The sequence below is a fragment of the Duganella guangzhouensis genome, from assembly GCF_009674535.1.
Lineage (GTDB): Bacteria > Pseudomonadota > Gammaproteobacteria > Burkholderiales > Burkholderiaceae_D > Rugamonas > Rugamonas guangzhouensis.
This window is the reverse complement of the sequence record NZ_WKJK01000009.1, coordinates 84806-109662: the sequence shown is the minus strand read 5'-3', so window position 1 is coordinate 109662 and position 24857 is coordinate 84806. Positions and strand designations below refer to the sequence as shown.

Genomic DNA, 24857 nt, shown 5'->3' with positions numbered 1-24857 from the left:
AATCACACACGGCCTCTGCGCTAGTGAATGATTGGGGGACTGATGCGGCTCATGATCCGCCCGGCGATTGCGGGGTATCTTGCCCCTTATGAGCCGACTACTACGACTGCAATTTGCCGGCGCCGTCTACCACGTGACCTCGCGTGGTCAGCGGCGTCAGGCCATTTATCTCGACGATACCGATCGCTTCGTCTGGCTGGACATACTGGCGCGGATTTGCGCGCGCTTCGCTTTTTCGGTGCACGGCTTTTGCCTGATGGGTAATCATTACCATGTGCTGATCGAGACCAGCGAGCCGAATTTGTCGGACGGCATGCGGCAGCTGAATGCGCAGTATTCGCAGTATTTCAACCGGCGGCATGAGGTGGTCGGCCATTTGTTCCAGGGACGTTACACGGCGGTGCTGGTTCAGAAGGACAATCATCTGCGCGAGCTGGCGCGCTATGTGGTGCTGAATCCGGTGCGGGCGGGTATGGTTGCCACGGTGGATGGCTGGCCTTGGAGCAGTTACGCTTACATGATTCAGGAGCGACAGTCTCCCGCGTGGTTGCAAACCCGCTGGATGCTGGAGGTGTTTGCCGATTCCCAACAGCAAGCCATCGACGCCTACAAACGCTTCGTCGGCGCCGGCATCGGCATGGACAGCCCACTGAAGCAACTTCGTCACCAACTGCTGCTAGGCGACGATGCCTTCGTAGCGCGCCATCGCCAGCCGAGACCGGAGGCTGCTTTGGCCGAGGTAAAGAAAGAACACCGCCGCGCGCTAGCCCTGTCGCTCGATGAATACCGTGCAAGCAGTGCGGACCGCGACAGCGCCATCACAGCCGCCTACCACTCCACCGCCTACACCATGACCCAACTCGCCAGCTACTTCGGCGTGTCGAAGAGCACCATCAGCCGTATCATCCGCCGCGTGGAAGCCGAACTACAGTCCAGCTCGTGTGCGATTGGGAGGATTGACCCCGGATACAAAAAAGCCGCCCGTGGGCGGCTTGGTGGGGGCGGTGGGGGTTAGTCGCCGGCGTAGATGTCGTTGTCTTTGGTTTCGCCGACGAACAGGGCGCCGATGATGGCGGTGATTACGGCGATGACGATCGGATACCACAGGCCGTAGTAGATGTCGCCCTTGAACGCGACCAGCGCGAACGAGATGGTCGGCAGCAGGCCGCCAAACCAGCCATTGCCCAGGTGGTAGGGCAGCGACATCGAGGTGTAGCGGATGCGGGTCGGGAACATTTCGACCAGCATGGCGGCGATCGGGCCGTACACCATGGTCACGTACAGTACCAGCACGAACAGGATCAGCACCACCATCGGTTTGTTGATCTGCGCTTCGTCGGCCTTGGCTGGGTAGCCGGCGGCCTTCACTGCGGCGGCGACGTCTTTTTTCAGTGCGGCGTCGGCGTCTTTCGAGGCTTTGTCGAAGTTCAGGCCGTCGGCGGTCAGCACGGCGTTGAAGGTGTTGATTTCCTTGTCACCCACTTTGATCTTGGCCACGCTGCCAGCCGGCGCGTCTTGCTTGGTGTAGTTCACCGAGGCGTTCGACAGGATGCTGGTGGCAATGTCGCACGAGGAGGTGAATTTCTTCTGGCCGGTCGGGTTGAACTGGAAGTTGCACGACGCTGGATCGGCATACACTACCACCGGCGAGTTTTTCAGCGCCGCTTCCAGCTGCGGATTGCCGTAGTGGGTCAGGGCGCCGAACAGCGGGAAGTAGGTGGCGGCAGCCAGCACGCAGCCACCGAGGATGATCCATTTGCGGCCGATTTTGTCCGACAGCATGCCGAAGATGATGAAGAACGGGGTGGCCAGCGCCAGCGACAGCGCGGTCATGATGTTGGCGTTGGCGCCGTCGATCTTCAGCACCTGGGTCATGAAGAACAGGGCGTAGAACTGGCCGGTGTACCACACCACCGCCTGGCCCATGGTCAGGCCGATCAGCGCCAGGATCACGACTTTCAGGTTTTTCCATTGGCCGAACGCTTCGCTCAGCGGGGCTTTCGAGGTTTTACCCTCGGCTTTCATTTTGGCGAAGGCGGGGGATTCGTTCATCGACAGGCGGATCCACACCGAAATGCCCAGCAGCAGCACCGACACCAGGAACGGCACGCGCCAGCCCCAGGCGTTGAACGCTTCCTCGCCGACGGCGGTACGGGTGCCCAGAATCACCAGCAGCGACAGGAACAGGCCCAGCGTGGCGGTGGTCTGAATCCACGCGGTGAACGCGCCACGCTTGCCGTGCGGCGCGTGTTCGGCCACGTAGGTGGCCGCGCCACCGTATTCGCCGCCCAGCGCCAGACCTTGCAGGATGCGTAGCCCGACCAGGATGATCGGCGCGGCGATGCCGATCGCCGCATGCCCCGGCAACAGGCCGACAATGAAGGTGGAGGCGCCCATGATGAGGATGGTCACCAGGAAGGTGTATTTACGGCCGATCATGTCGCCCAGGCGGCCGAACACGACGGCGCCGAACGGACGCACGATGAAGCCGGCGGCGAACGCCAGCAGCGCGAAAATGAAGGTGGTGGTCGGTTCGCCAATAAAGAACTGTTTGGCGATGATCGGCGCGAGCGAGCCGTACAAATAAAAGTCATACCACTCGAAAACCGTGCCCAGCGAGGATGCAAAGATCACTTTGCGCTCCTCGGCGGTCATCGGCGTGGCTTGCTTGGGTAGGTTGCGGGTGTCCGCCGTACCTGAATTTGCCATGATGTGTCTCCTTTGGTTTTTTTAGGAATCAGTCCCCGGCTGAGATAGTTAATACTTCGTCAGCTTGATTTCAGTGTGTAGCGCTAACCTTACGGGATACTTGCACCAAACTTACGCCAAACTTACAAATTAAATTTGCGAACGACCGTACTAAATGTATGCTATTCTGGTTTGTATAACACATTCACTATAGGAGACTCCCATGATAGATGCCGTCATTGTTTCTACCGCCCGCACCGGCCTGGCCAAATCGTGGAAAGGCGCGTTCAATATGACGCATGGCGCCACCCTTGGCGGCCATGTGCTGCAGGCGGCGATACAGCGTGCCGGCATCGAGGCGGGGGAGGTCGAGGACGTGCTGGTCGGCTGCGCCAATCCTGAAGGCGCTACCGGCGGCAATATCGCGCGTCAGGTCGCGATCCGCGCCGGTTGTCCGGTGACCACCGCCGGCATGACCATCAACCGCTTCTGCTCGTCCGGCCTGCAAACCATCGCCACCGCTGCCCAGCGCATCATCGCTGGCGAGGGCGATATCTATGCCGCCGGCGGCGTCGAGTCGATTTCCTGCGTGCAGCAGGAAATGAATCTGCATATGTATAAGGAAGTCTGGCTGTCGCAGCACAAGCCGGAAATCTATTGGCCGATGCTGCAGACGGCCGAAACCGTCGCCAAGCGCTACAACATCAGCCGCGAGCGTCAGGATCAGTATGGCGTGCAAAGCCAGCAGCGTGCCGCCGCCGCCCAGGCCGCCGGCCTGTTCGATGCCGAGATCGTGCCGATGACCACGGTGATGGGCGTGGCCGACAAGGCCAGCGGCCAACTGCTGTCGCGCGAGGTGACGATTGCCGCCGACGAAGGCATCCGCGCCGATACCACTTACGAAGGCGTGTCCAAGATCCGCACTGCGGTGCCGGGCGGCGTCATCAGCGCCGGCAACGCCAGCCAGTTCTCTGATGGTGGTTCGATGGCGATTGTGATGAACGCCCAGACCGCCGCCGCCAAGGGCTTGCAGCCGCTGGGCGTGTTCCGCGGCTTCGCGGTGACCGGCTGCGAGCCGGACGAGATGGGTATCGGTCCGGTGTTTGCGATTCCCAAGCTGCTGAAGAAGGCTGGTTTGCAGGTTGAAGACATTGGCCTGTGGGAGTTGAACGAGGCGTTTGCGGTGCAGGTACTGTACTGCGCCGACACGTTGGGCATTCCGATGGATCGCCTCAGCGTCAATGGCGGCGCGATCGCGGTCGGTCACCCTTACGGCGTATCGGGTGCGCGCCTGGTCGGTCACGCGCTGATCGAAGGCAAGCGCCGTGGCGTCAAATATGTGGTGGTCACCATGTGTATCGGTGGTGGCCAGGGAGCGGCAGGTCTGTTCGAAGTGGTGTAAGCCGCATGGACTCGCTCATTCTGTCGCGCCGCGATCTGGCGTTTATGCTGTATGAGTGGCTGGATGCGGAGGCGCTGACCAAGCGGCCCCGCTTCCAGGAACACAACCGAGAAACGTTCGACGCCGCGCTCGATACCGCCGAGCGTCTGGCCACCGAGCTGTTCGCCCCGCACAACAAGAAGGCGGATGCCAACGAACCGCATGTGGTCGACGGCGCGGTGCGCATCATCCCCGAGGTGAAGGCGGCGCTGGACGCTTTCTCCGCCGCCGGCCTGATGGCGGCCGGTCAGGATTTCGAACGTGGCGGCATGCAATTGCCGGTGGTGGTTGAAAAGGCGCTGGCCGCTTATTTCACCGCCGCCAACGTCGCCACCTCGGCCTACACCTTCCTCACCATGAGCAATGCCAACACTTTGCTCAAGACCGGCACGCCGGATCAGATTCGCCGCTTCGTCGAGCCAATGCTGGAAGGGCGCTACTTCGGCACCATGTGTTTGTCGGAGCCGCAAGCCGGGTCCAGCCTGTCGGACATCTCCACCCGCGCGCTGCCGGACGGCGAGGCGCAATATCGCCTCAAGGGCAACAAGATGTGGATTTCGGGCGGCGAGCATGAGCTGGCCGAGAACATCATCCACCTGGTGCTGGCCAAAATTCCGGGCGAGGACGGCAAGCTGATTCCAGGCGTCAAAGGCATTTCGCTGTTCATCGTGCCGAAGTTTCTGGTCAACGACGACGGCAGCCTGGGCGAGCGCAACGACGTCGCGCTAGCCGGACTGAACCACAAGATGGGCAATCGCGGCACCACCAACTGCCTGCTCAACTTCGGCGAGCGGGACGGCGCCATTGGCTATCTGGTCGGCAAGCCGGGCCAGGGTCTGGCCAATATGTTCCACATGATGAACGAGGCGCGCATCGGCGTTGGCCTCGGTGCGGCCGTGCTGGGCTATACCGGCTATCTGCACGCGCTGGATTATGCGCGCAACCGTCCGCAAGGCCGGCATCCGGCGCAAAAGGATGCGTCGCAAGCTCAGCTGCGCATCATCGAACACACCGACGTGCGGCGCATGCTGCTGGCGCAGAAGGCTTATGTGGAAGGCGGTCTGGGCTTGGTGCTATTCAGTGCCCGCCTGGTCGACGAGCAGCACAGCGCCGAGACGCCAGAAGCGCGCGAACACGCTGCGCGCCTGCTGGATTTCCTGACGCCGATCACCAAGTCCTGGCCGTCGCAATGGTGCGTCGAGGCCAACAGTCTGGCGATCCAGGTGCATGGCGGCTATGGCTACACACGCGAATACAACGTTGAGCAGTTCTATCGCGATAACCGCCTGAATGCCATCCACGAAGGCACGCACGGCATCCACGGCTTGGATCTGCTGGGGCGCAAGGTGGCACTGCAAGATGGCGCCTTGTTCCGCGCATTTGGCACCGAGTTGCGTAAAACTGTGCGCAAAGTGCGCGGCAGCGTCGGTACGCCGGATGCGCTCGATCCGGGGCTGGCATCGCTCAGCGCTGAGTTGATGGCGCATGCCGCCGCGCTGGAGCACGCCTGGCAGTCGGTGGAACAAGTGACGCAGAAGCTGTATGCTGTCGGCGATTTGAACAAGACGCTGGCCAATGCCAGCCTGTATCTGGAAGCGGTGGGCCATGTGGTGGTCGCATGGATCTGGCTGCAGCAAGCCTTGCTGGCGGCGGCGTCGCTGGACCACGGCGACGCGGATTTCTATCGCGGCAAGCTGCAGGCGTGCCGGTATTTCTTCCAGTGGGAGCTGCCGAAAATCGGGCCGCAGCTGGAACTGCTGGCCAGCATAGACACCACCACGCTCGATATGCAGGATGCGTGGTTTTAGAACAAGCGGAGGAGACAATATGCGTACTACCCAAGAACTGTTTTCGCTGGCCGGCCGTACTGCGCTGGTCACCGGCGGCTCGCGCGGGCTGGGCCTGCAGATGGCGCTGGCGCTGGGCGAGCAGGGCGCCAAGATTGTGGTGTCGGCCCGCAAGCAGGCCGATCTGGATGAAGCGGTCGCCTTGCTGGCACAGCACGGCATCAGCGCGCACGCCATCGCCGCCGACCTGTCGCAGGACGAGCAGGCCGCCGCGCTGGTTGACGGCGCCATTGCCCATCTCGGCCACATCGACATCCTGATCAACAACGCCGGCGCCAGCTGGGGCGCGCCGGCCGAGGACCATCCGGTCGACGCCTGGGACAAGGTGATGGACCTGAACATTCGCAGCATCTTCGTGGTGTCGCAACTGGTCGGCAAGCGCTCGATGATCCCGCGCAAGAGCGGCCGCATTATCAATATCGCGTCAATCGCCGGCCTGGCCGGCAATCCGCCGGGCACCATGCAGACCATCGCCTACAACACCTCGAAAGGCGCGCTGGTCAACTTTACCCGCACGCTGGCTGGTGAATGGGGCCGATTCGGCATCACCGTCAACGCCTTGGCGCCGGGCTTCTTCCCGTCCAAGATGACCAAAGGCCTGCTATCCGCCATGGGCGACCAGTTGACTGCGCACGCGCCGCTGAACCGCTTGGGCGACGACGAAGACCTGAAAGGCGCCGCAGTGCTGTTCGCGTCCGACGCCGGCAAGCACATCACCGGCCAGATCCTGGCGGTGGATGGAGGCGTTTCGGCGGTATGAGTATTCCCGCAACATACCAGCGGATTGTGCTGGCTTCGCGTCCGCGCGGGCCGGTCACGCCGGAAAACTTCCGGCTGGAGACGGTGCCGGTGCCGCAACTGGCCGCTGGCGAAGTGCTGATCCGCAATCACTATCTGTCGCTGGACCCGTACATGCGCGGCCGCATGAGCGCGGCCAAGAGTTACGCCTCGTCGCAGCAGCTGGATCAGACCATGATCGGCGGCACGGTCGGCCAAGTGCTGGCCTCGCGCAACGAGCTCTACCAGGTAGGCGATTACGTCAACGGCGTTCTGGGCTGGGCCGAGATGGGCGTGTCGGACGGCGTGCTGCTGCGCAAGCTGGATGCGACGCGGATTCCGCTGTCGGCCTTTCTTGGCGTGGTTGGCATGCCGGGCATGGCGGCCTGGTATGGCTTCAACCAGATCATGCAAGCGGCGGCCGGCGAAACGGTGGTGGTCTCCGCCGCCAGCGGCGCGGTCGGCAGCGTGGTTGGCCAATTGGCGCGATTGCGCGGCTGCCGCGTGGTCGGCATCGCCGGCGGTCAGGAGAAGTGCGATTACGTGGTGCGCGAGCTGGGCTTCGACGCCTGCGTCGATTACAAGGCCGGCAATCTGGAAGCCGATCTGGCCGCAGCCACGCCGGACGGCGTCGATGCCATCTTTGAAAACGTCGGCGGCGCCTGTCTGGATGCGGCGCTGGCGCGCACCAACGCCTTCGCCCGGGTAGCGCTGTGCGGGCTGATCGCCGGCTTCAACGGCGGCGAACTGCCGATCAAAAACGCGCGCCTGCTGCTGATTAACCGGCTGACGCTGCGTGGTTTCATTATCACCGAACACATGGAGTACTGGCCGCAGGGCTTGCAGGAATTGGCCGTGCTGGTCGCCAATGGTCAAATCAAATACCGCGAATCGGTGGCGGACGGCCTGGCCGCCGCGCCGGAAGCGTTCATGGGCCTGCTGCAGGGGCGCAACTTTGGTAAACAACTGGTGAAGCTCATATGAAAACATTCCGCAACAAGGTGGCCGTCATTACTGGCGGCGCAAGTGGTCTGGGTCGTCAATTCGCCAACGTGGCGGCGCGCGAAGGCATGAAGCTGGTACTGGCCGATGTGCAGGCCGATGCACTGGAGCGCGCGGTCGAGGAATTACGCGCGCAGGGCACCAGCGTCATCGGCCTGTTATGCGACGTGCGCAAGAGCGAGCAAGTGCAGGCGCTGGCCGATGCGGCGGTGGCTGAGTTTGGCGCGGTGCACCTGGTGTTCAACAATGCCGGTGTTGGCTCGGGCGGCCTGATTTGGGAAAGCACCGAGGCGGATTGGGAATGGGTGATGGGTGTCAACGTCTGGGGAGTGATTCATGGCGTGCGTATCTTTACCAAGCTGATGCTGGAGACGGCGGCGCGCGATCCGGAGTTTGAGGGGCACATCGTCAACACGGCGTCGATGGCGGGGCTGGTGAATGCGCCGACGCTGGGCGTCTACAACGTCTCCAAGCATGCGGTGGTGGCGTTGACCGAAACGCTGTATCACGATTTGCAATTGGTGGGGGCGCCGCTGGGCGCTTCGGTGCTGTGTCCGTATTTTGTGCCAACCGGGATCAGCCAGTCGCACCGCAACCGTCCCGAGGATGTGCGTATGACGGCGGGACCGACCGCCAGCCAGCTGGCGGCGCAGTCCATGACCGACAAGGCGGTTACTTCTGGCAAGGTGTCGGCGGAGGAAGTGGCCGAGGTCACCTTCAAGGCGGTCGCCGAAGGGCGCTTTTATATTTACTCGCATCCGGAGGCGCTGGCCGGCGTGCGCGAGCGACTGGAGCACATGGTGGATGGCGCCAATCCGGCCGATCCGTACGCGGCGGCGCCGCAGTTGCGCGATGCCTTGCGCGCCAAAATCGCGGCCGCTTCCAAGCGGTAGGCTGACGTGCGACAATCGAGCTTTTGCACAGGATCTTTACGATGAGCGAGCACACCATCAAGCTGGGCGATTGGGCCACGTTGCAGGCGGACGCCAAGCTGATACGCACCGAAGTCTTTGTCGAGGAACAGCAGGTGCCGGCCGAACTGGAGATGGATGACATGGATGCGCTCTGTCTGCACGCCGTGGCCTACGAGGCAGATGGCACGCCGATCGGCACTGGTCGCCTGCTGCCGGACGGGCATATCGGCCGCATGGCGGTGCGCAAGTCGGCGCGCGGTAGCGGTGTAGGCGCGGCGTTGCTGCAGGCGCTGATGGCGCAGGCACGCGCGCGTGGCGACAAGTTGGTGGCGTTGAGCGCGCAGACGCATGCGGCGCCGTTTTACCAGCGTCACGGTTTTGCGATCGAGGGCGAGGAGTTTTACGAGGCCGGCATCGCGCACATCAACATGCAGCGAAACTTAGGCTGAGGCTTTGCAGCGCCGCCGCGATGTCGGCGGCGTAGTCGACGCGCAGGCCGGCGTGGACGTCGGCAATCATGGGCGCGCTCAAGCACAGACGCAGCGCGTTGCCGACCGGTTGGCCTAAATGAAAGCGTTTGCGGCCGGATGTGGCCTGCTGCAACAGCAGATACAGGCGGCGTGCTTCGGCGCCGTCCAGCAAGCGGCCGCCCGGCGCGCGCAGCGTGAACGGAAAGACGGTCTGCACCAAATCCCATCCCGAAGACGCGCCCAGCGCGGAACGGTCGAGCGCGGGCACCGGCAGCGGCTCAAATGTCAGCGTCGAGCCCGTGCCAAGCGCGTGGGTGGCGGCGTGTTCGAAGCGCCTGGCGCATTCGGTGCGGGTAGCGGGTGGCACGGCGGCGTAACGTTCCATCTCCGTGAGCGCGGCTTCCCAGCGCAGCAGCATGCCGAAATTGGCCTTGTTGGTGACGGCATCGACCGCGTTGGCGGCCATCGCGCGCGGCAGTAGCAGGGCGCCGCTGAAGGTGGGACCGGCCATGAACTTGGAGCCGGTCAGCGCCACCATGAAGTCCTGCGCCAGATAAGCCCGCACGGTCGCCCCATCGATGCGGAACTGGCAGGCATCCACCAGCACATCCAGCTGCGCGCCCCAGCGCCGCTTCAAGGCCAGCACCGAAGCGATGCCAGGCGAAATCAGCCCCGTCTTGCTGACATCCGTCAGCACCAGCAGCACCCGCTGCCCGCGCGCGGCCGCCGCGTCGACGATGGCGGCATATTCCGCATCCACCTCCCGCGCATCGCGCAAACTGCCATCCGCGCGCCGCACCGCGACCGTATGCGCCGCGCCCTGACGCGGACCAAGCAGCGCCAGCGGCACGCCGCTGCCGGTTTCGGCCGGGTCGATCAACACCGTGCATTGTGGCTGGCGCAGATTGGCGGCCAACATGAACAAATCCGTGCCGGACGGCGCCAGCAAGGCCATCGGACTATCATCGACGCCGCAACCGCAGAACGCCAGCAGACGGCGCCGCAGCTCAGCCAGCGCGGCCCGGTAAACCGTCATTTCAGGCGCGCTGCGCAACGCTTGCAGGCAGCGTGTGCGCAACGCACCAGCAGCCTGATAGGCGGCAGTGGAGATATTGGAAGCGGTGGAGGAGCCCAGCGCAATCAGGCCCGGATCGGGTGTTGGCCGGCAGCCGTAGCGGTTGCGGCCTGAGTCCGCGTCGAGCGCGAGGCGCTCATCGCCGCCTGCGACCAGCAAATCGGCAGTGGAGGGTAGCTGGCAGAGGTCGGCGGGGTGGTGAATCAAGTCGGATTGCTATACCTTGCTATCGATGAGCAAGCCTTTCCGGGTGCTGTTAAGATTCTTGGCAATTTCAAGCGACTGTTCGGACGGTAGCTGGCGCAATACATTGTTGGTCTCGGTATCAATCACCTTGACTACCGACAACCCGCTGGCTTCGTCTATACTGAACTCTACCTCACTATTGTTTTGCAGGAAACGATTTATTTCATCAACAGACTTTTTTAACTCAGTTTTACTAGGCGTCTTGGCCCCGCTGTCTTCTTTAGCGGCGACAATAGACTGTGCGCTATCTGCGCCCACAGTTTTCACGGACGCAGGCACGGATGCCGCAGCCGACGAAGCGGAGGCTGCGGGAAGTGTATCCAGGCGAGTAATGCTGCTCAGGTCCATGATGATCGTTTTCCTTCAAGTTAGTGGGATAACGGCATTGGATAAATTACCCCGCTACTGGCAATAACGGCAGGTCTGAAAAAAAATTGAGTCAAATGTCAAAGAAAATGGAAAATAATTTCGCTGGCCCGCTGGATCCTGAAGATTGGCAGCAATTCCGCGCCCAGGGTCATAGCATGCTGGATGATATGTTCGACTATCTGCAGGGCATACGGCAGCGCCCGGTTTGGCAGCCGATACCGGACACGGCCCGCGCTGCTTTCCGCAGCCCGATGCCCGCGCAAGGCAGTACGCTGGCCGACGTGCACCAGCAATTCAAGCAAAACATCCTGCCCTACACGATCGGCAATATCCACCCTGGTTTCTTCGGCTGGGTACAGGGCGGTGGCACGCCGGTCGGCATGCTGGCCGAGATGCTGGCCGCCGGGCTGAACGCCAATTGCGGCGGCCGCGACCAGATCCCGATCGAAGTTGAACGCCAACTGGTGCGCTGGATGGCCGATCTGTTCGAGTTCCCGTCCGACGCCACCGGCCTGTTCCTCACCGGTAGTTCGATGGCCAATATGATCGCGGTGCTGGTGGCGCGTTACCGCGCGCTGGGGCGCGAGGTGCGCACCCACGGCGTTCCACCCAAGCGCCAGCTGGTGGCGTACGCGTCGGCCGGCGCGCATGGCTGCATCGCTCAAGCCATGGATCTGGCCGGCCTTGGCAGCGCCAACCTGCGCAAGATCCCGATGAACGCGCAATTCCAGATGGATACCATGGCGCTGGAAACCGCCATCACCGCCGACCGCCAGGCCGGTCTGCAGCCATTCTTCGTGGCCGCGACGGTTGGCACAGTGGACGTTGGCGCCATCGACGAGCTGCCGGTAGTGGCCGCGATCGCCGAGCGCAACGGCCTGTGGTTCCACGTCGATGGCGCCTATGGCGCGCTGGCGATGCTGGCGCCGGAGCTGAAGCCGCTGCTGGATGGCATCGAGCTGGCCGATTCGATCGCCTGTGACTTCCATAAGTGGGGCCAGGTGCCGTACGACGCCGGCTTCATTCTGGTACGCGATGGCACGGCCCACCTCGACACCTTCGCCACCCGCGACACTTATCTGCGTCGCGACGTGCGCGGCATGGCCGCCAATTCGCCGTGGCCGACCGACTTCGGTCCCGACTTGTCGCGCGGCTTTCGCGCGCTCAAGACCTGGTTCACCTTCCAGGTGTTTGGCGCCGAGCGCATCGGCCAGGTGATCAACGAAACCTGCGTGCTGGCGCGCTACCTGTCCGAGCGCGTGCAGGCGCAGCCGGAACTGGAATTGCTGGCGCCGGTCGCCTTGAATATCGTCTGCTTCCGTTATCGCAGCGAGGGCGATGTTGATGCCTTCAACGCCGCGCTGGTGGCGGACCTGCAGGAATCTGGCATTGCCGCGCCGTCCGTGACCACGGTGCGCGGCCATCTGGCCATCCGTGTGGCCATCGTCAACCACCGCACCGGCCGTCAGGACATTGACGCGCTGTTGGATGCGGTACTGAATCTGGGCGCCCGGCGCCTGAACTTACTTACCACGGAGTCCGCATGACTTTTGATGCAAGCCTTATCGGCCAACACAATGCCCCGCTGATCGGCGTGGCGCCGCTGATGCGCCGCGCGTTCGCCGGTGAAGACCTGACGCCGGTGGGCGAGACGCTGCTGCAACGCGCGCAAGCGTATCCCAACGACGCCCACGCCTACATGGATTTTTCCACCGTGCTGCAACTGACCGGCAACCGCGAGGATGCGCTGGCGGTGCAGTCCGAGGCCATCATTCTGCAACCGCATTACACCATTCCGGCGCAGCGTCCCGAGCCGGGGCTGACCCTGTTGGTGCTGATGGGGCCGGGCGACCTGATGGCCAACACGCCGGTCGAATTCCTGGTCGAGAACAGCGATGTCACGCTGGAGCTGCTGTACCTGCGCGCCGACGAAGATTTTCCGGATGAAGTGCCGGACCACGACGTGATGCTGGTGGCGGTGGCGGAATCGCAGGCCAACCAGCCGCTGCTGGAGCGCCTGACCGAGTACACCGCCGACTGGCCGCGGCCAGTCATCAATCGTCCCGAGCACATCCGCACGCTGTCGCGCGATGGCGTATGTGCGGCGCTGCGCGGCCTGCCGGGCGTGGAAATGCCGCTGTCGGTGCGCACCGGCCGTGGCGCGCTGAATTCGGTGGTGGCCGGCGAGTTGCCGATTGAAACGCTGTTGACCGATGGCGGCTTCCCGATCATCGTGCGTCCGCTGGGTTCGCATGCGGGCACCAATCTGGAGAAGGTCGATACGCCGGCCCAGCTGGGCAAATATCTGCGCGAGGTGGAGGGCAGCCAATTCTATATTTCGCGCTTTGTCGATTATCGCGGCGCCGATGGCCTGTTCCGCAAATACCGTGTGGCGCTGATCGACGGCAAGCCCTACATCTGCCACTACGCGATTTCGCAGAACTGGATGATCCATTATCTGAACGCCGGCATGACCGAAAGCGCCGACAAGCGCGCCGAGGAAGCGGCCGAAATGGCCCGCTTCGACGACGGTTTCGCGGTGCGTCACCAGGCCGCGTTGGGCGCGATCGATCGACGCATGAACCTGCCTTATCTGGGCATCGATTGCGCCGAAATGCCGAACGGCGATCTGCTGATTTTCGAGGCCGACAATGCGATGATCGTGCACGCCATGGACCCGGAAGACATGTTCCCCTACAAGGTACCGGCGATGCAGAAGGTGTTCAACGGCTTCCGCGCCTTGCTGCAGAAGGCGTCAGGCCGCAACGCCTAACAGGCGTTCGAAGAAAGCCCGCTTGGCGGCGTAGCGCTCGCTACGCCAGTCCATCTGCCAGTGCAGCACCAGTTCGCCGTGCTGGCGGATGCAGACCGACATCGGTTTGTGCATCAGTTGCATGTGGACGTAGCAGGCGAAGGATTCGGCGAAGTCTTCATGCACGCTGGAGGCTGAATACAGGGTCGGAAAGCTGGTGCGTTTGAGTGCGCGATAAATGTCGGTCATGTAGCCGGCCGGCAGTCGGGTGTCGCCCTCGTAGTGCGAGACGTTGGCGCGCAGCGGGAAATCGTTGCCCGGCAGCGGCACGATGCGGCGCTTCTCGTCGATCTGCCATGAGATCGGCAGGAAGGAATAATCGTTGGCGCTGCTGCGGTCCGGCAGGCCGCTCCACCAGTCGGGCAGGAAGGAACGGCCGGCGCTGAGTGCATGGCCGAGTTCGTGCAGCAGCAGGAATTGGATGGCGTGCAGCAGACCATCATCATCATCGTTGGTGATCTGCATTTCCAATGCCATTGCGGTAGTGTGGTCGAACGGCGAGCGTTCGCGCCAGCTGGCCCAGGCGTTGGCGCCGTCGTGGGCCAGACCTTCGACATCGATCACCACCATCAAACCGAGGAATTCGCTGCGCGGCGAGACCACGATATCGGTCACGGCCGACGAGCCGAGGCCGTTGGCGAAATACACCCCGAGAAAAGTGTCGCGCAGCCGGGCCGTGACGGCTGGCGGCATGCTGTCCATGGCCGCGCGCACCAGCGCCACCAGCGCGGCGTCCGGCGTGACCGGCACCGTGCCGCCTTGCACCCGTCCGGCGTTGACCAGTGAAATGTGACGAATCGCCTCGCTCGGCGCGGGGCCGTGGCGTTCACTGATGGGCTTGTCGAATACGTCGATCCAAGTGCTGTCTGCGTTGGCAATAATCATGAAAATCGCTGGTTAAGCTGCCAATGGCAAGATTAACCATCTTATGCACGAATGCTTGCTACATGTGTTAACCAGCGTTAATTCAAGTAAAGATTCAATGAATCAATATTTCCTGCAGGACTGCGGGGGCGTTGGCGTATAGCTTGACCACGGTGGAGGTGCGGGTGCCGTAGCTGGGGCTTTCGATGCGGACAGCGGACAGCACGCGTTCCAGGTCCAGCGGCACGCCGGTTTCGGGCAGGCGCAGGTCAGGCGCGGGGGCGGTGTCGGAGAGCATTTCGAAGAAGGCTTCGTCGGGCGCGCCCAGGCATAACAGGCTGGCGAACTGGGCTTTGGTCTTCAGCACTTTCGGCCATGGCGCGTCCAGCAGCGCGTTCGACAGGCCGTACACGCCGGGTGCCAGCGGCTGGCCGTTGCGCGGGTCGTTGTCGCCTTTGTTGGAGTACCAGATCAGGGTGTCGCGGTCGCCTAGCACCAGGTTGAAGCCGTTGTATTCATCGGCGGTGGCGCGGATTTGCTCCACATATTCCTGCGGCGTCATGCTGCCGGCCAGATAGTTGGCCACCAGCTGGCCGCGCGACGGCGCATCGTCCTTGTGCTCGGACGGCGCGCGGATGTTGGTGATGGCGGCAAAACGCGACGGTCCACCATCGGCGCCGGGCTGGGTGATGCCCATCCAGCTGCCGCCGGCTTGCAGGTCGCGGCCGGCGTAGATCTGCGGATGTTCGGGCCACGGGCCGGCCGGCGCGGTGGCGCGCTGGTAGTATTCGTCGCGGTTGGCGGCGGCGATCAGCGGCACCGCCGGCACGACTTGCCAGGCAAAGACGATCAGGCACATGGCGGCACGTCCGTGAACTGTTCGGTATGGCGCAGGCCGGCTATCCACGCCAGCAGGCCGGACTGGGTCACCGCGCTGTCCAACGCCGTGCCAAAACCAGCTGGCGTGGCGGGATAGACTTCCATCCACGTCTGCAAGCCGTCCTTGCTGCCCGGGCGGCGCTTGAGCTGGCCTTGCACGCCATGCTGCTGCGCCAGCGCCGCCTGCATGGCGGCCACGGCCGGTTGCAGCGACGTTACGTCGGCGTCCTTCACCTTGTAGTAAATATACAGATCCATGCTAGAGGTCGAGCGGTTCCAGCACGTAAGGCATGTCGAGGAAGGTCAGCGCCGTGCCTTGGGCCGAGCCCAGACGCACCGAGCCGGACTCGATGGCGGCCAGCTTCATCTCCACCAGCGCGTCGACGCCGCCGTTGCCATTCGGCGCGGCGTTGACGATCATGCCGCAAGGCTGTTCCGGATCGGCGGTGGCAAACACTTCGGCGCCAGCCACCGCGCTCAGGTCGGGAATGGTGACCAGCGTGGCGCGGCGCTTCAGCTTGCCCAAATACTGGCTGCGGGCGACGATTTCCTGGCCCGGGTAGCAGCCTTTCTTGAAGTTGACGGCGCCCAGCAGCTCGAAGTTGATCATCTGCGGCACGAACTGCTCTTGCGTGGCCTTGGCAATCTGCGGCACGCCGGCGTGGATTTCGGACAGATGCCAGGCATCGTTGCTGCCGACGGCCAGTGCATCGACCAGCGCCGCCGTCACCGTCTGCGCGGTCTCGGCCGACGTCAGCCATTGATAGCGAGCTGCGCCAAACGCATCGGCGACGCGGATCAGCGTGCCCAGCGCGTGGTCGATCTTGGTGAACGGCTTGGCTGGCAGTGTGTCGAACCAGGTTTGCAGCACGGCGTCGGCCTTGGCGCCGCCCAGGCCCAGCACCACCGCGTTGGCTGGCAACTCGCTGGCGTCACTGAGCTTGGTCTTGGCGCGCAGCACGAACATCGACAGCCGCTTTTGCACCGGCGCCTGAATGTCGCGCGCCAATTGCAGGAAGATAGTCGAGGCGCTGCGCCACATCAGGAACGAGGCCAGCAGACGGCCCTTGGGCGAGCAGTAACCGGCCAGGCGCGCTTCGCCCAGGCTCAGGTGCTCGACATCGTTGGTCAGCTGGGAGTGCAGGAAAGTGGCGGATTCCTCGCCGTCCAGGGCGATCAGGCCGAGGTCGTTGATTGGGGCGACAAAGCCGGCCGCCAGCTGGGCGGTGGTCAGCGGCGCCGTGCGCTGCGCTAAAAGTTCATTCCAGGAAGACATAATTTTTCGTTATTTGACGTTGGAAGCATTATCATTACGGGCTCATTATAGTGATGTCGCGCAGATCGCGTCAGGTGCCGCACAAAACGCGGCACTGGCGAAGCGGGCCGGGAACTGGCAAGCTGTGCGACTTGACCCAACAATTCGGCTTTAATAATGGCTTTTATCAAAAAAATAATTGGTCTGTTTGTGTTGCTGGCCCTGCTGGGCGGCGCTTATTTCATATACTGGTCCAAGCAGCCGATTATTCCGGATGAGGCCGAAGCCATCGAATTCACCATCACGCCCGGCAGCGGCGCCCATGCGGCTGGCCAGCAGATTGCCGAGGCCGGCGTGCCGATTCAGCCTTTGCTGTTCAACCTGCTGGCGCGCGCGACCGGCAAGAGCAGCAAGCTGAAGGCTGGCTCCTACGAGCTGAAGCCAGGCTCGACCCCACTGCGCCTGATCGACCAACTGGCGCGCGGCGAGTTCGCGCAGGAGCAGCTGACCATCATCGAAGGCTGGACCTTCCGCCAGATGCGGGCCGCGATCGCCGCCCACAAGGGGCTCAAGCATGACACCGTGGCGCTGTCCGACACCGAAGTGCTGAGCGCCATCGCGTCCGACTACAAGCAAGCCGAAGGGCTGTTCTTCCCGGATACCTATCTGTTCGCCAAGGGCGCCAGCGATTTGCAGATCTACAAGCAGGCGTATGCGATGATGGTGACCCGCCTGGCCGAAGCCTGGGATAAGCGCGATCCGGCGCTGCCGTACCGCACGCCATACGAGGCGCTGACCATGGCTTCCATCGTCGAAAAGGAAACCGGCCAGAAGTCCGAGCGCGGCATGATCGCCGGCGTGTTCGTCAACCGCCTCAAGCTGGGCATGCTGCTGCAAACCGATCCGACCGTGATCTACGGCATGGGCAGCAAGTACGACGGCAAGATCCGCAAGAAGGATCTGGAAACCGACACCCCTTACAATACCTATACGCGGACCGGCTTGCCGCCAACGCCGATTGCACTGCCGGGCCTGCAATCGCTGACGGCGGCGCTGTCGCCGGCCAAGACCGCCGCGCTGTACTTCGTCTCGCGCGGCAATGGCACCAGCCAGTTTTCCGACAACCTGAACGATCACAATCGGGCAGTCAACCAGTATCAACGATAAGAATTAAATGGGTAAATTCATCACCTTCGAAGGCATTGATGGCGCCGGCAAGTCCACGCACATCGCCTTCGTCAGCGACTACATCAAGGCGCGCGGCGTCGAGCTGGTCAGCTCGCGCGAACCGGGCGGCACGCCGCTGGGCGAACAGTTGCGCCAGATCGTGCTGCACGAAAAAATGCATCTGGAAACCGAGGCGCTGCTGGTGTTTGCCAGCCGCCGTGAGCACATCGCCCAGGTGATTCAGCCAGCGCTGGCGCGCGGCGCCTGGGTTATCTCCGACCGTTTTACCGATTCCACCTTCGCCTATCAGGGTGGCGGCCGCGGCACCAGCCTGGCCAAACTGGAGGTGCTGGAGCAGTGGGTGCATCCGGAGTTGCAGCCGGACCTGACGCTGCTGTTCGACGTGCCGCTGGAAGTGGCGCGCGCGCGGCTGGATGCCACCCGCGAGCTAGACAAGTTCGAGCAGGAAAAGGCTGACTTCTTTTTCGCAACGCGTAACGAATATTTGCGCCGCGCCGCCCAGTTCCCGCAGCGCTTCCGTGTCATTGATTCGACGCAAAGCATCGCCGAGATTCAGCAGCAAATCGCCGCCATCCTCGACGCCTGCTTTTGACATAGAATGCTGAATAATGAGTAATTCCATCTATCCGTGGCAGGAATCGGCCTGGCAGCAGCTGCAAACGCTGCGTCAGCGCATGCCGCATGCGATCCTGTTCCATGGCGCCGCCGGGATCGGCAAATCCGACTTCATCGAGCGTTTCGCCCAAGGCTTGCTGTGCGAGGCGGTGCTGCCGGACGGCCACGCCTGCGGCCAATGCGCGTCCTGCGGCTGGTTCTCGCAGCAGAACCACCCGGATTACCGCCGGGTACGGCCCGAGTCCATGGAGGACGAGCCGGCCGCCGATGGCGAGGAGGGCGATGGCGAGGCCAAGAAGGCCGCCAAGACCAAGACTCCGTCCAAGGGAATCAAGATCGAACAGATCCGCTCGCTGGCGGATTTCATGAATATTTCGACCCACCGCCAGGGCTTGCGCGTGGTGGTGCTGTACCCGGCTGAAGCGCTGAACATGCCGGCCTCCAACGCCTTGCTGAAGACGCTGGAAGAGCCGCCGCCGGGCACCGTGTTCCTGCTCGCCTCCAACAGCCTTGACCGGCTGCTGCCGACCATCCTGTCGCGCTGCCGCAAGTTCGCCTTGCCGATGCCGAGTCACGCCGAGGCGCTGGCCTGGCTGAAGGCGCAAGGCGCGCCGGACGCCGACAGCTGGCTGCGCGAGCAGGGCGGCGCGCCGCTGGCGGCGATGGCGCAGGCCGAGGCCGGCAGTCGCGAGGAGCTGGAAACGCTGCTGCAGTTGCTGGCCCATCCGAGCGTCGAAGGCGCGCTCAAGGTGGCGGACAAGTTGCAGAAAGTACCACTCAGCGGCCCGGTGTCCTGGTTGCAGCGCTGGCTTTACGACGTGTTTTCGTACAAACTCGCGGGTAACATCCGGTATTATCCTCGTTACCAGAAAGAGCTGGCCGGACTGGCGGACAAGGTCCATGTCAGCCGCTTGCTGGCCGCGATCAAGGGCGCCAACGAACGGCGGGCGACGGCCGATCACCCCTTGTCGCCCAAGCTGTTTTTGGAAGAGATGCTGCTTGACTACGCCAACTGCTGCGCCTGAAAGGTAAGGAATGTCCGCTGCCAGCCCACTCGATCCGAACACCGTGCCGATGACGCCACGGCCGACGGTGCTTTCGCTGGCCATCAAGGAAAAGGCGGCGCTGTACGCCGCCTACATGCCTTTCCTCAAAAACGGCGGCATGTTTGTGCCGACCCAGAAACCGTACAAAATCGGCGACGAGATCTACCTGATCCTGGCGCTGATGGACGACCCCAACAAATACCCGATCGCCGGCAAGGTCGCCTGGATCACCCCACCGGGTGCCAATAACAACAAGGCGCAAGGCATCGGCGTGCATTTCCCGGACGACGAGAGCGGCCAACGCGCCCGCTCGCGCATCGAAGACATCCTCGGCGCCGCACTACGCTCGTCGCGCGCTACGCATACGCTGTAAACCATGCCTGGCTGATTGCGCTAAACTTGCAATATCAATCAAGGGAGGTGTGTAATGGCGACGCTTAAGCACTCACTCGAAGATCATCACGTTCTCGATACGACTGGGAACGACAAGCCTGCTGTTGAAGATACGATAGAGGCACGCCGCGCGCGCCGTATGGCTGCCTTGCAGAAGGTTGCGGGGATCTGGGTAGATCGGCTTGACATCCCAGCGGATGGCCTTGAATACCAGCGCCAATTGAGGTCTGAATGGCAGGCTTAGTCCTATTCGATACCAACATTCTCATCGACTGGAGCAAGGGCTACAAGGAAGCGCTGAACGAGCTGGCCCACTGGGATAATCCGGCAATCAGCGCTATCACTTGGATGGAGTTGTATGGCGGCGCCGACGTGATGGATGTGCCGCGTTTCGATGAGTTTATGGCCGATTTCGGGTTTGAGATTATCGAGATCGATGCCGAGATCATGCGGAAAGCCGCAAGCATAGTCTCTGAGCGCCGCCGCCATGGCCCCAGGATCGCTCTGCCCGACGCTATCATTCAAGCGACCGCCGATGTGAAAAATCTCACGATCATCACCCGCAATACGAAGGACTTCAGAGGTCGGAATGTTCGCGTTCCCTATGAACTGGAGACAATATCGACAACTATGGTTGTGAACGTCGATCCGCCTGGCGACACACCCGTTAAGCCTAGAACAGGCAGCAAGTTCAAACGCTTGAAATAGCCCCGGACGGGACGGCAACTGCTTAACTGAACGCGCTGTTGAGGCGGATCTGCGGGCTGTCGAAGTCGATGGTCATGCTGCGGCCGCCGGCGAGGATGATGTTGAATGGGGTGTCGTCGCGCTGGCCGCTGCGCGAGCTGGCGAACAGGTTGCTGAAGTTGCCGAATCCCTGGTCGTGCGCGTTGTCGCCATCGACTTCCAGCAGATCCAAGCGCGCCTGCAATTGCGCGACTTGACGGCGCAGCGCCGCCAGTTCCGCGTCTTTTTCCTGCAATGCCAGTTCCATGCGTTGTTCGGCATCGCTGTGCAGTCGGTCAGCCAGTTGCTCGACCATGGCTTGCAGGCTATTCGCAGTCTGCTCGCGGGTGATGCCGGACTGGCCATCTTCCGCGCTCAGCTCTTTCAGGTATTTGTGGATAGTGGACTTGGAGCCGGTGTCACCCAGCGCGTGGCGGACCGCGTCCACCGAGGGGTAGCGCCCCTCTGCCAGTAATTGGTCCCGGCTTGCCTTGACCTGTGACTTGGTTAATCCGCTACGCGCCATATTGCCTCTTCAGATGTCAGGAGCTGGCTTGACTCACCAGCCCACGGTTTTGTGCCCGGTTCAGTTTAGGGTGCACGACTGGAATCGTCAACATGGTGCTGCCGGCCGCCATCAGCAACAGCGCGGTGAAGGTCTCGTTGGTGATGATTTGCTTGTCCAGCAGGATGTTGGCAAACACGATTTCAATCAATCCTTTGGACTGCAGCAGCCAGCCGATGATGGAGGCTTCGCCATCCTTCCATTTCAGCACCTTGCCGGCGATATGAGCGCCAGCCAGCTTGCCGCCCACCGAGGCCAACAGCAGCAGGCCCGCCACGAAGAACACCGAGTAACCACCCAGATCCCATTTGGTGCGCAGGCCGGTGCTGAGGAAGAATACCGGCATCAACACCAGCAGCACGGCGCTGAACAGACGGTCCAGATTCTCCTGGCCGAACCAGTCGCTATCCATCACCACGCCGGCCAGGAAGGCGCCGACCATGAAGTGCAGGCCGGCCCAGTCGGCGCCGAACGAGCAGGCGATCAGCCAAATCAGGGCCACGTACCAGCGGTCGCTCTGTCCCAGACGCGCCATCAGGCGGCGGAATACCACGGTCAGCACGGCAAACGCCAGCAGGAAGCCAGCCTGGCGGCCGACGCGTTCCCAGTCCAGCATGATCAGCGCCAGTACGCCCCAGATGGCGACGTCGTCCAGGCTGGCGTAACGCAGGATGCGCTGGCCCATCGGCTGGCGCAGGATGTCGAGTTTTTCCAGCAACAGCACCAGCACCGGCAGTGCGGTGACGGCGCAGGCCATGCCGGTGCCCAGCATGAATTGCCAGTTGGCGGCCTTGGCACCGATCCAGCCCTGGTATTGCATCAGCAGCAGCGCGGCGCCGCAGCCGAACGCCAGTGGGATGCCCAGCGACAGGCCGGCGGTGGTGACGCTTTCGCGGCGATATTGCCAGACCTTTTTCAGGTCCAGCTCAACGCCGGCCAGCATGACGAACAGCATCACGCCCCATTGCGAAATGCCGTTCAGGGTCTTGGTCACGTCCGGATTGAAGACGAATTTGTGATAGTCGGGGAATAGCGCGCCCATCACGCCTGGGCCGAGCACGATGCCCATGATGATCTGGACGACCACCAGCGGCGCGAAGTAATCGGTGCGGCCGAGACGCCATACCAGATAGGGAGCAACGAAAATCAGCAGCATCGCTAGCAGGAAAATTTCGGTGGTACTCATAGGTCTCCTTGATTTTTGTAATGTAATTACATAACGCTGAATGGATGATATCTTTGCAATGTTAAAACTGAAAGCGTTTTCTTCGCGAGCGTGGCATCGCTTCCACAAACGCCGGTGGGTTACAATCGCGGCATGTATATCGACTCTCACTGCCACATCAATTTCCCCGAGCTGGCTGCTCGCATGCCCGAAATCCTGGCCAAAATGGCCGACAACCAGGTCACCCATGCGCTGTGCGTGTCGGTGGATCTGCCGGATTTCCCGCAAGTGCTGGCGCTGGCTCACCAGTATCCGCACATCTACGCCTCTGTTGGCGTGCATCCGGACTATGAAGACACGCCTGAGCCGACCGTTGAACAGCTGGTACAGCTGGCCGACGATCCGAAAATCATCGCCATCGGCGAGACCGGGCTGGATTACTACCGCCTGGAAGGTGATCTGGAATGGCAGCGCGAGCGCTTCCGCACTCATATCAAGGCATCGCGCATCACCCGCAAGCCGCTGATTATTCATACCCGCAGCGCCAGCGAGGACACCATCCGCATCATGCGCGAAGAGGGCGCCGGCACCGAGGCTGGCGGCGTGGCTGGTGTGATGCATTGCTTTACCGAGTCGCTGGAAGTGGCCAAGGCGGCGATCGAGATGGGCTTTTACATTTCCTTCTCCGGCATTGTGACCTTCAAGAGCGCCAAGGAATTGCAGGCGGTGGCGCTGGAGCTGCCGCTGGAGCGCATCCTGATCGAAACCGATTCGCCGTATCTGGCGCCGGTGCCGTTCCGCGGCAAAATGAACGAGCCGGGCTTTGTGGCGCACGTGGCCGAATATCTGGCCAAGCTGAAGGGCGTGACGGTGGAGGAAGTGGCGGCCCAGACCACGGCCAATTTCCGCAAACTGTTCAACGTGGCGGCATGATGCGGCGCCGTCTGATGCTGTGGGCGCTGGGCGCCGCGCTGGCCTTGCCGGCGATGGCGGCCGAGCAAAGCGATGATGAAGTCGATTTCTTCCGCGCCGCTCAGCTGGATGGCGTAGAGCGCGTGAAGAAGGCATTGGCGCGCGGCGTCAATCCGAATGCGCGCGATGCCAATGGCGAGACCGGCCTGATCGTCGCCATGCGCTACGAAGCGCTGAATGTCGGCCGTCTGCTGATGAACACGCCGGGCATCGACCTCGAAGCCAAGGCGCCCAACGGCAATACCGCGCTGATGATGGCGGCCTTCCGCCAGAACAAGCCGGCGGTGCTGGAGCTGTTGAAGCACGGCGCGCAGGTCAACCAAAAGGGCTGGACTGCATTACATTACGCCGCCGCAGCCGGCAGCGTCGAGCTGACCGCGCTGCTGCTGGACAAGCACGCCTACATCGACGCCGAATCGCCATCCGGCATGACGCCGTTGATGATCGCCGCCCGCGAAGGCCAGGAAGATGTGGTCGCACTGCTGTTGAAGGAAGGCGCCGACGCCACCCTGAAAGACGGCGGCTTCCACCTCACCGCCGCTGAATTCGCCCTCAAGGCCGACAAGCCGTGGATCGCCAAGACCATCAATACCTTCCTGGCCAACAAAGCAAAGCGTTAAGCGGTAGCGCCCAGTTGGGCCAAATACTCATTGATGATATCCGCACTGGCTGACGGTGAGCTCATGTGCGGGCAGTGGCCGATGTTGGTGATGACTTCCAGCCGGCTGTTGGCCATGTGCTGGTGCAGATAGTCGCCGACCTCGCGCGGGGCGATCATGTCGTCGCTGCATTGCAGGATCAGGGCCGGCACCGTCGATTTCGGCACGTCGGCGCGGTGGTCGGCGGTGAAGGTGACGCGCGCGAAGTGGCGTGTGATGTCCTGGTCGTTGCGCTCGAAGCGGGTCAGCAATTCCTTGGCCAGTTGCGGGTGCGGCGCCCCCATGATGGCCGGCGCCATGCGCTTGACCCAGGCGTCGTAATCGATTTCCATCAGTTTCAGCAGGCCGTCGATGTCTTCCGGATTGAAGCCGCCGACATAATCGCCATCGTTGATGTAGCTGGCCGATGGCCCGACCATGATCTGGGCGCGGAATTTTTCCGGCGCGATGATGGTCGCCAGCATGCCGATCATCGCGCTCACCGAGTGGCCGACAAACACCGCCGGCGCCTTCGCATACAAGTCGATCACATCCAGCAGATCTTCGGCATGGCCGTGCAGCGTGCTGTACTTGTCGCGGTCGTAGGCGCTGAGGTCGGAGCCGCCGCAGCCCACCAGATCCATCAACACCACCCGGTAGCGCGTGGCAAACGACGGGTAGATGAAGCGCCACATCTGCTGGTCGCAGCCGTAGCCGTGCACGAACACGATGGTGGCCGGGCCGTCGCCATGGCAATGAACGTTGTTGCGGTGCTGAACTGACATGTGGCCCTCGGCAGGTTGATCGCCCTAGTATAGTCGTATACATGTCGATTGACTAACTCAGCCAGTGGCAGCGTGGGAATTGGCGGGGTTTTGTCGCGTAGTTCGCGGCATGGTGTGAGGGCAAT

General features: G+C 62.5%; 27 protein-coding genes. 16 read left to right on the top strand and 11 right to left on the bottom strand.

The window, feature by feature from the left end; genetic code table 11:
• The first annotated feature begins 88 nt into the window (after positions 1-88).
• Positions 89-1015 (top strand): transposase, encoded by a 927-nt coding sequence (locus GJ699_RS18110; protein WP_154378797.1) that lies wholly within the window; start codon positions 89-91, stop codon positions 1013-1015.
• Here the strand turns inward: GJ699_RS18110 and GJ699_RS18105 are convergent.
• Positions 1012-2709, bottom strand: coding sequence for an MFS transporter (locus tag GJ699_RS18105; RefSeq protein ID WP_154378795.1), 1698 nt, complete (start codon positions 2707-2709; stop codon positions 1012-1014). The two genes, GJ699_RS18110 and GJ699_RS18105, sit on opposite strands and share 4 nt — an antisense overlap.
• Before the next feature lie 202 nt (positions 2710-2911).
• On the opposite strand from GJ699_RS18105, the gene GJ699_RS18100 reads away from it, so the two are divergent.
• Genes GJ699_RS18100 through GJ699_RS18075 form a run of 6 tightly spaced genes read left to right on the top strand, consistent with a single transcriptional unit; the run spans position 2912 to position 9118 of the window.
• Positions 2912-4090 (top strand): acetyl-CoA C-acyltransferase, encoded by a 1179-nt coding sequence (locus GJ699_RS18100; RefSeq protein WP_154378793.1) that lies wholly within the window; start codon positions 2912-2914, stop codon positions 4088-4090.
• 5 nt (positions 4091-4095) lie between these two features.
• On the top strand, positions 4096-5937 hold the full coding sequence (locus GJ699_RS18095; RefSeq protein ID WP_154378791.1) for an acyl-CoA dehydrogenase: 1842 nt from the start codon (positions 4096-4098) through the stop codon (positions 5935-5937).
• 19 nt (positions 5938-5956) lie between these two features.
• Positions 5957-6736, top strand: coding sequence for an SDR family oxidoreductase (locus GJ699_RS18090; RefSeq protein WP_154378789.1), 780 nt, complete (start codon positions 5957-5959; stop codon positions 6734-6736).
• Positions 6733-7737, top strand: coding sequence for an NADP-dependent oxidoreductase (locus GJ699_RS18085; RefSeq protein WP_154378787.1), 1005 nt, complete (start codon positions 6733-6735; stop codon positions 7735-7737). Before GJ699_RS18090 ends, GJ699_RS18085 begins: the two co-directional genes overlap by 4 nt.
• On the top strand, positions 7734-8648 hold the full coding sequence (locus GJ699_RS18080; protein ID WP_154378785.1) for an SDR family oxidoreductase: 915 nt from the start codon (positions 7734-7736) through the stop codon (positions 8646-8648). Before GJ699_RS18085 ends, GJ699_RS18080 begins: the two co-directional genes overlap by 4 nt.
• A gap of 41 nt (positions 8649-8689) precedes the next feature.
• Positions 8690-9118 (top strand): GNAT family N-acetyltransferase, encoded by a 429-nt coding sequence (locus tag GJ699_RS18075; RefSeq protein ID WP_154378783.1) that lies wholly within the window; start codon positions 8690-8692, stop codon positions 9116-9118.
• Here the strand turns inward: GJ699_RS18075 and GJ699_RS18070 are convergent.
• Together GJ699_RS18070 and GJ699_RS18065 are read right to left on the bottom strand one after the other, a co-directional pair.
• Positions 9093-10421 carry a hypothetical protein gene (locus GJ699_RS18070; RefSeq protein WP_154378781.1) on the bottom strand — a complete coding sequence of 443 codons (1329 nt, stop codon included), beginning with the start codon at positions 10419-10421 and terminating at the stop codon, positions 9093-9095. The genes GJ699_RS18075 and GJ699_RS18070 overlap by 26 nt on opposite strands.
• A 9-nt stretch (positions 10422-10430) precedes the next feature.
• Positions 10431-10808, bottom strand: a complete 378-nt coding sequence (locus GJ699_RS18065; RefSeq protein ID WP_154378779.1) for a flagellar protein FlaG — start codon at positions 10806-10808, stop codon at positions 10431-10433.
• Between the two features lie 107 nt (positions 10809-10915).
• Between GJ699_RS18065 and GJ699_RS18060 the strand changes: the two genes are divergently transcribed.
• Both GJ699_RS18060 and GJ699_RS18055 read left to right on the top strand, forming a co-directional pair.
• Entirely contained in the window at positions 10916-12376 is a 1461-nt protein-coding gene (locus GJ699_RS18060; protein WP_229262160.1) for a pyridoxal phosphate-dependent decarboxylase family protein, read from the top strand.
• Positions 12373-13602, top strand: coding sequence for an ATP-grasp domain-containing protein (locus GJ699_RS18055; protein ID WP_154378776.1), 1230 nt, complete (start codon positions 12373-12375; stop codon positions 13600-13602). Before GJ699_RS18060 ends, GJ699_RS18055 begins: the two co-directional genes overlap by 4 nt.
• Here GJ699_RS18055 and GJ699_RS18050 read toward each other — a convergent pair.
• The 4 genes from GJ699_RS18050 to ygfZ all read right to left on the bottom strand — a co-directional run bounded on the left by GJ699_RS18050 (position 13585) and on the right by ygfZ (position 16660).
• A complete protein-coding gene (locus tag GJ699_RS18050; RefSeq protein ID WP_154378774.1) occupies positions 13585-14526 on the bottom strand; it encodes a hypothetical protein in 942 nt (313 codons plus the stop codon). The genes GJ699_RS18055 and GJ699_RS18050 overlap by 18 nt on opposite strands.
• Before the next feature lie 94 nt (positions 14527-14620).
• Complete coding sequence (locus GJ699_RS18045) at positions 14621-15364, bottom strand: NRDE family protein (protein ID WP_154378772.1); 744 nt, start codon at positions 15362-15364, stop codon at positions 14621-14623.
• On the bottom strand, positions 15355-15642 hold the full coding sequence (locus GJ699_RS18040; protein WP_154378770.1) for a DUF4936 family protein: 288 nt from the start codon (positions 15640-15642) through the stop codon (positions 15355-15357). Before GJ699_RS18040 ends, GJ699_RS18045 begins: the two co-directional genes overlap by 10 nt.
• A gap of 1 nt (position 15643) precedes the next feature.
• Positions 15644-16660 carry a CAF17-like 4Fe-4S cluster assembly/insertion protein YgfZ gene (gene ygfZ / locus GJ699_RS18035; protein WP_154378768.1) on the bottom strand — a complete coding sequence of 339 codons (1017 nt, stop codon included), beginning with the start codon at positions 16658-16660 and terminating at the stop codon, positions 15644-15646.
• 156 nt (positions 16661-16816) lie between these two features.
• Here ygfZ and mltG point away from each other — a divergent pair, with 156 nt between their 5' ends.
• The 4 genes from mltG to GJ699_RS18015 are packed head-to-tail and all read left to right on the top strand — an operon-like array spanning position 16817 to position 19861.
• Complete coding sequence (gene mltG, locus GJ699_RS18030; protein ID WP_154378766.1) at positions 16817-17806, top strand: endolytic transglycosylase MltG; 990 nt, start codon at positions 16817-16819, stop codon at positions 17804-17806.
• A gap of 7 nt (positions 17807-17813) precedes the next feature.
• Entirely contained in the window at positions 17814-18419 is a 606-nt protein-coding gene (gene tmk, locus GJ699_RS18025; protein ID WP_154378764.1) for a dTMP kinase, read from the top strand.
• 16 nt (positions 18420-18435) lie between these two features.
• Positions 18436-19467 carry a DNA polymerase III subunit delta' gene (locus GJ699_RS18020; RefSeq protein WP_154378762.1) on the top strand — a complete coding sequence of 344 codons (1032 nt, stop codon included), beginning with the start codon at positions 18436-18438 and terminating at the stop codon, positions 19465-19467.
• A 10-nt stretch (positions 19468-19477) separates the two neighbouring features.
• Positions 19478-19861, top strand: a complete 384-nt coding sequence (locus GJ699_RS18015) for a PilZ domain-containing protein (protein ID WP_195763578.1) — start codon at positions 19478-19480, stop codon at positions 19859-19861.
• Positions 19862-19933: 72 nt separating this feature from the next.
• Here the strand turns inward: GJ699_RS18015 and GJ699_RS18010 are convergent, their stop codons facing one another.
• On the bottom strand, positions 19934-20101 hold the full coding sequence (locus tag GJ699_RS18010; protein ID WP_154378760.1) for a hypothetical protein: 168 nt from the start codon (positions 20099-20101) through the stop codon (positions 19934-19936).
• An 11-nt stretch (positions 20102-20112) separates the two neighbouring features.
• Here GJ699_RS18010 and GJ699_RS18005 point away from each other — a divergent pair, with 11 nt between their 5' ends.
• On the top strand, positions 20113-20589 hold the full coding sequence (locus GJ699_RS18005) for a PIN domain-containing protein (protein WP_154378758.1): 477 nt from the start codon (positions 20113-20115) through the stop codon (positions 20587-20589).
• A 22-nt stretch (positions 20590-20611) separates the two neighbouring features.
• On the opposite strand, the gene GJ699_RS18000 is transcribed toward GJ699_RS18005, so the two are convergent.
• A complete protein-coding gene (locus GJ699_RS18000; protein WP_154378756.1) occupies positions 20612-21133 on the bottom strand; it encodes a DNA-binding protein in 522 nt (173 codons plus the stop codon).
• Positions 21134-21149: 16 nt separating this feature from the next.
• Positions 21150-22358 (bottom strand): cation:proton antiporter, encoded by a 1209-nt coding sequence (locus GJ699_RS17995; RefSeq protein ID WP_154378754.1) that lies wholly within the window; start codon positions 22356-22358, stop codon positions 21150-21152.
• A 132-nt stretch (positions 22359-22490) separates the two neighbouring features.
• Between GJ699_RS17995 and GJ699_RS17990 the strand changes: the two genes are divergently transcribed.
• Entirely contained in the window at positions 22491-23270 is a 780-nt protein-coding gene (locus GJ699_RS17990; RefSeq protein ID WP_154378752.1) for a TatD family hydrolase, read from the top strand.
• Positions 23267-23929, top strand: coding sequence for an ankyrin repeat domain-containing protein (locus tag GJ699_RS17985; RefSeq protein ID WP_154378750.1), 663 nt, complete (start codon positions 23267-23269; stop codon positions 23927-23929). Before GJ699_RS17990 ends, GJ699_RS17985 begins: the two co-directional genes overlap by 4 nt.
• On the opposite strand, the gene GJ699_RS17980 is transcribed toward GJ699_RS17985, so the two are convergent.
• Complete coding sequence (locus tag GJ699_RS17980; RefSeq protein WP_154378748.1) at positions 23926-24732, bottom strand: alpha/beta fold hydrolase; 807 nt, start codon at positions 24730-24732, stop codon at positions 23926-23928. The genes GJ699_RS17985 and GJ699_RS17980 overlap by 4 nt on opposite strands.
• Between the last annotated feature and the right edge of the window lie 125 nt (positions 24733-24857).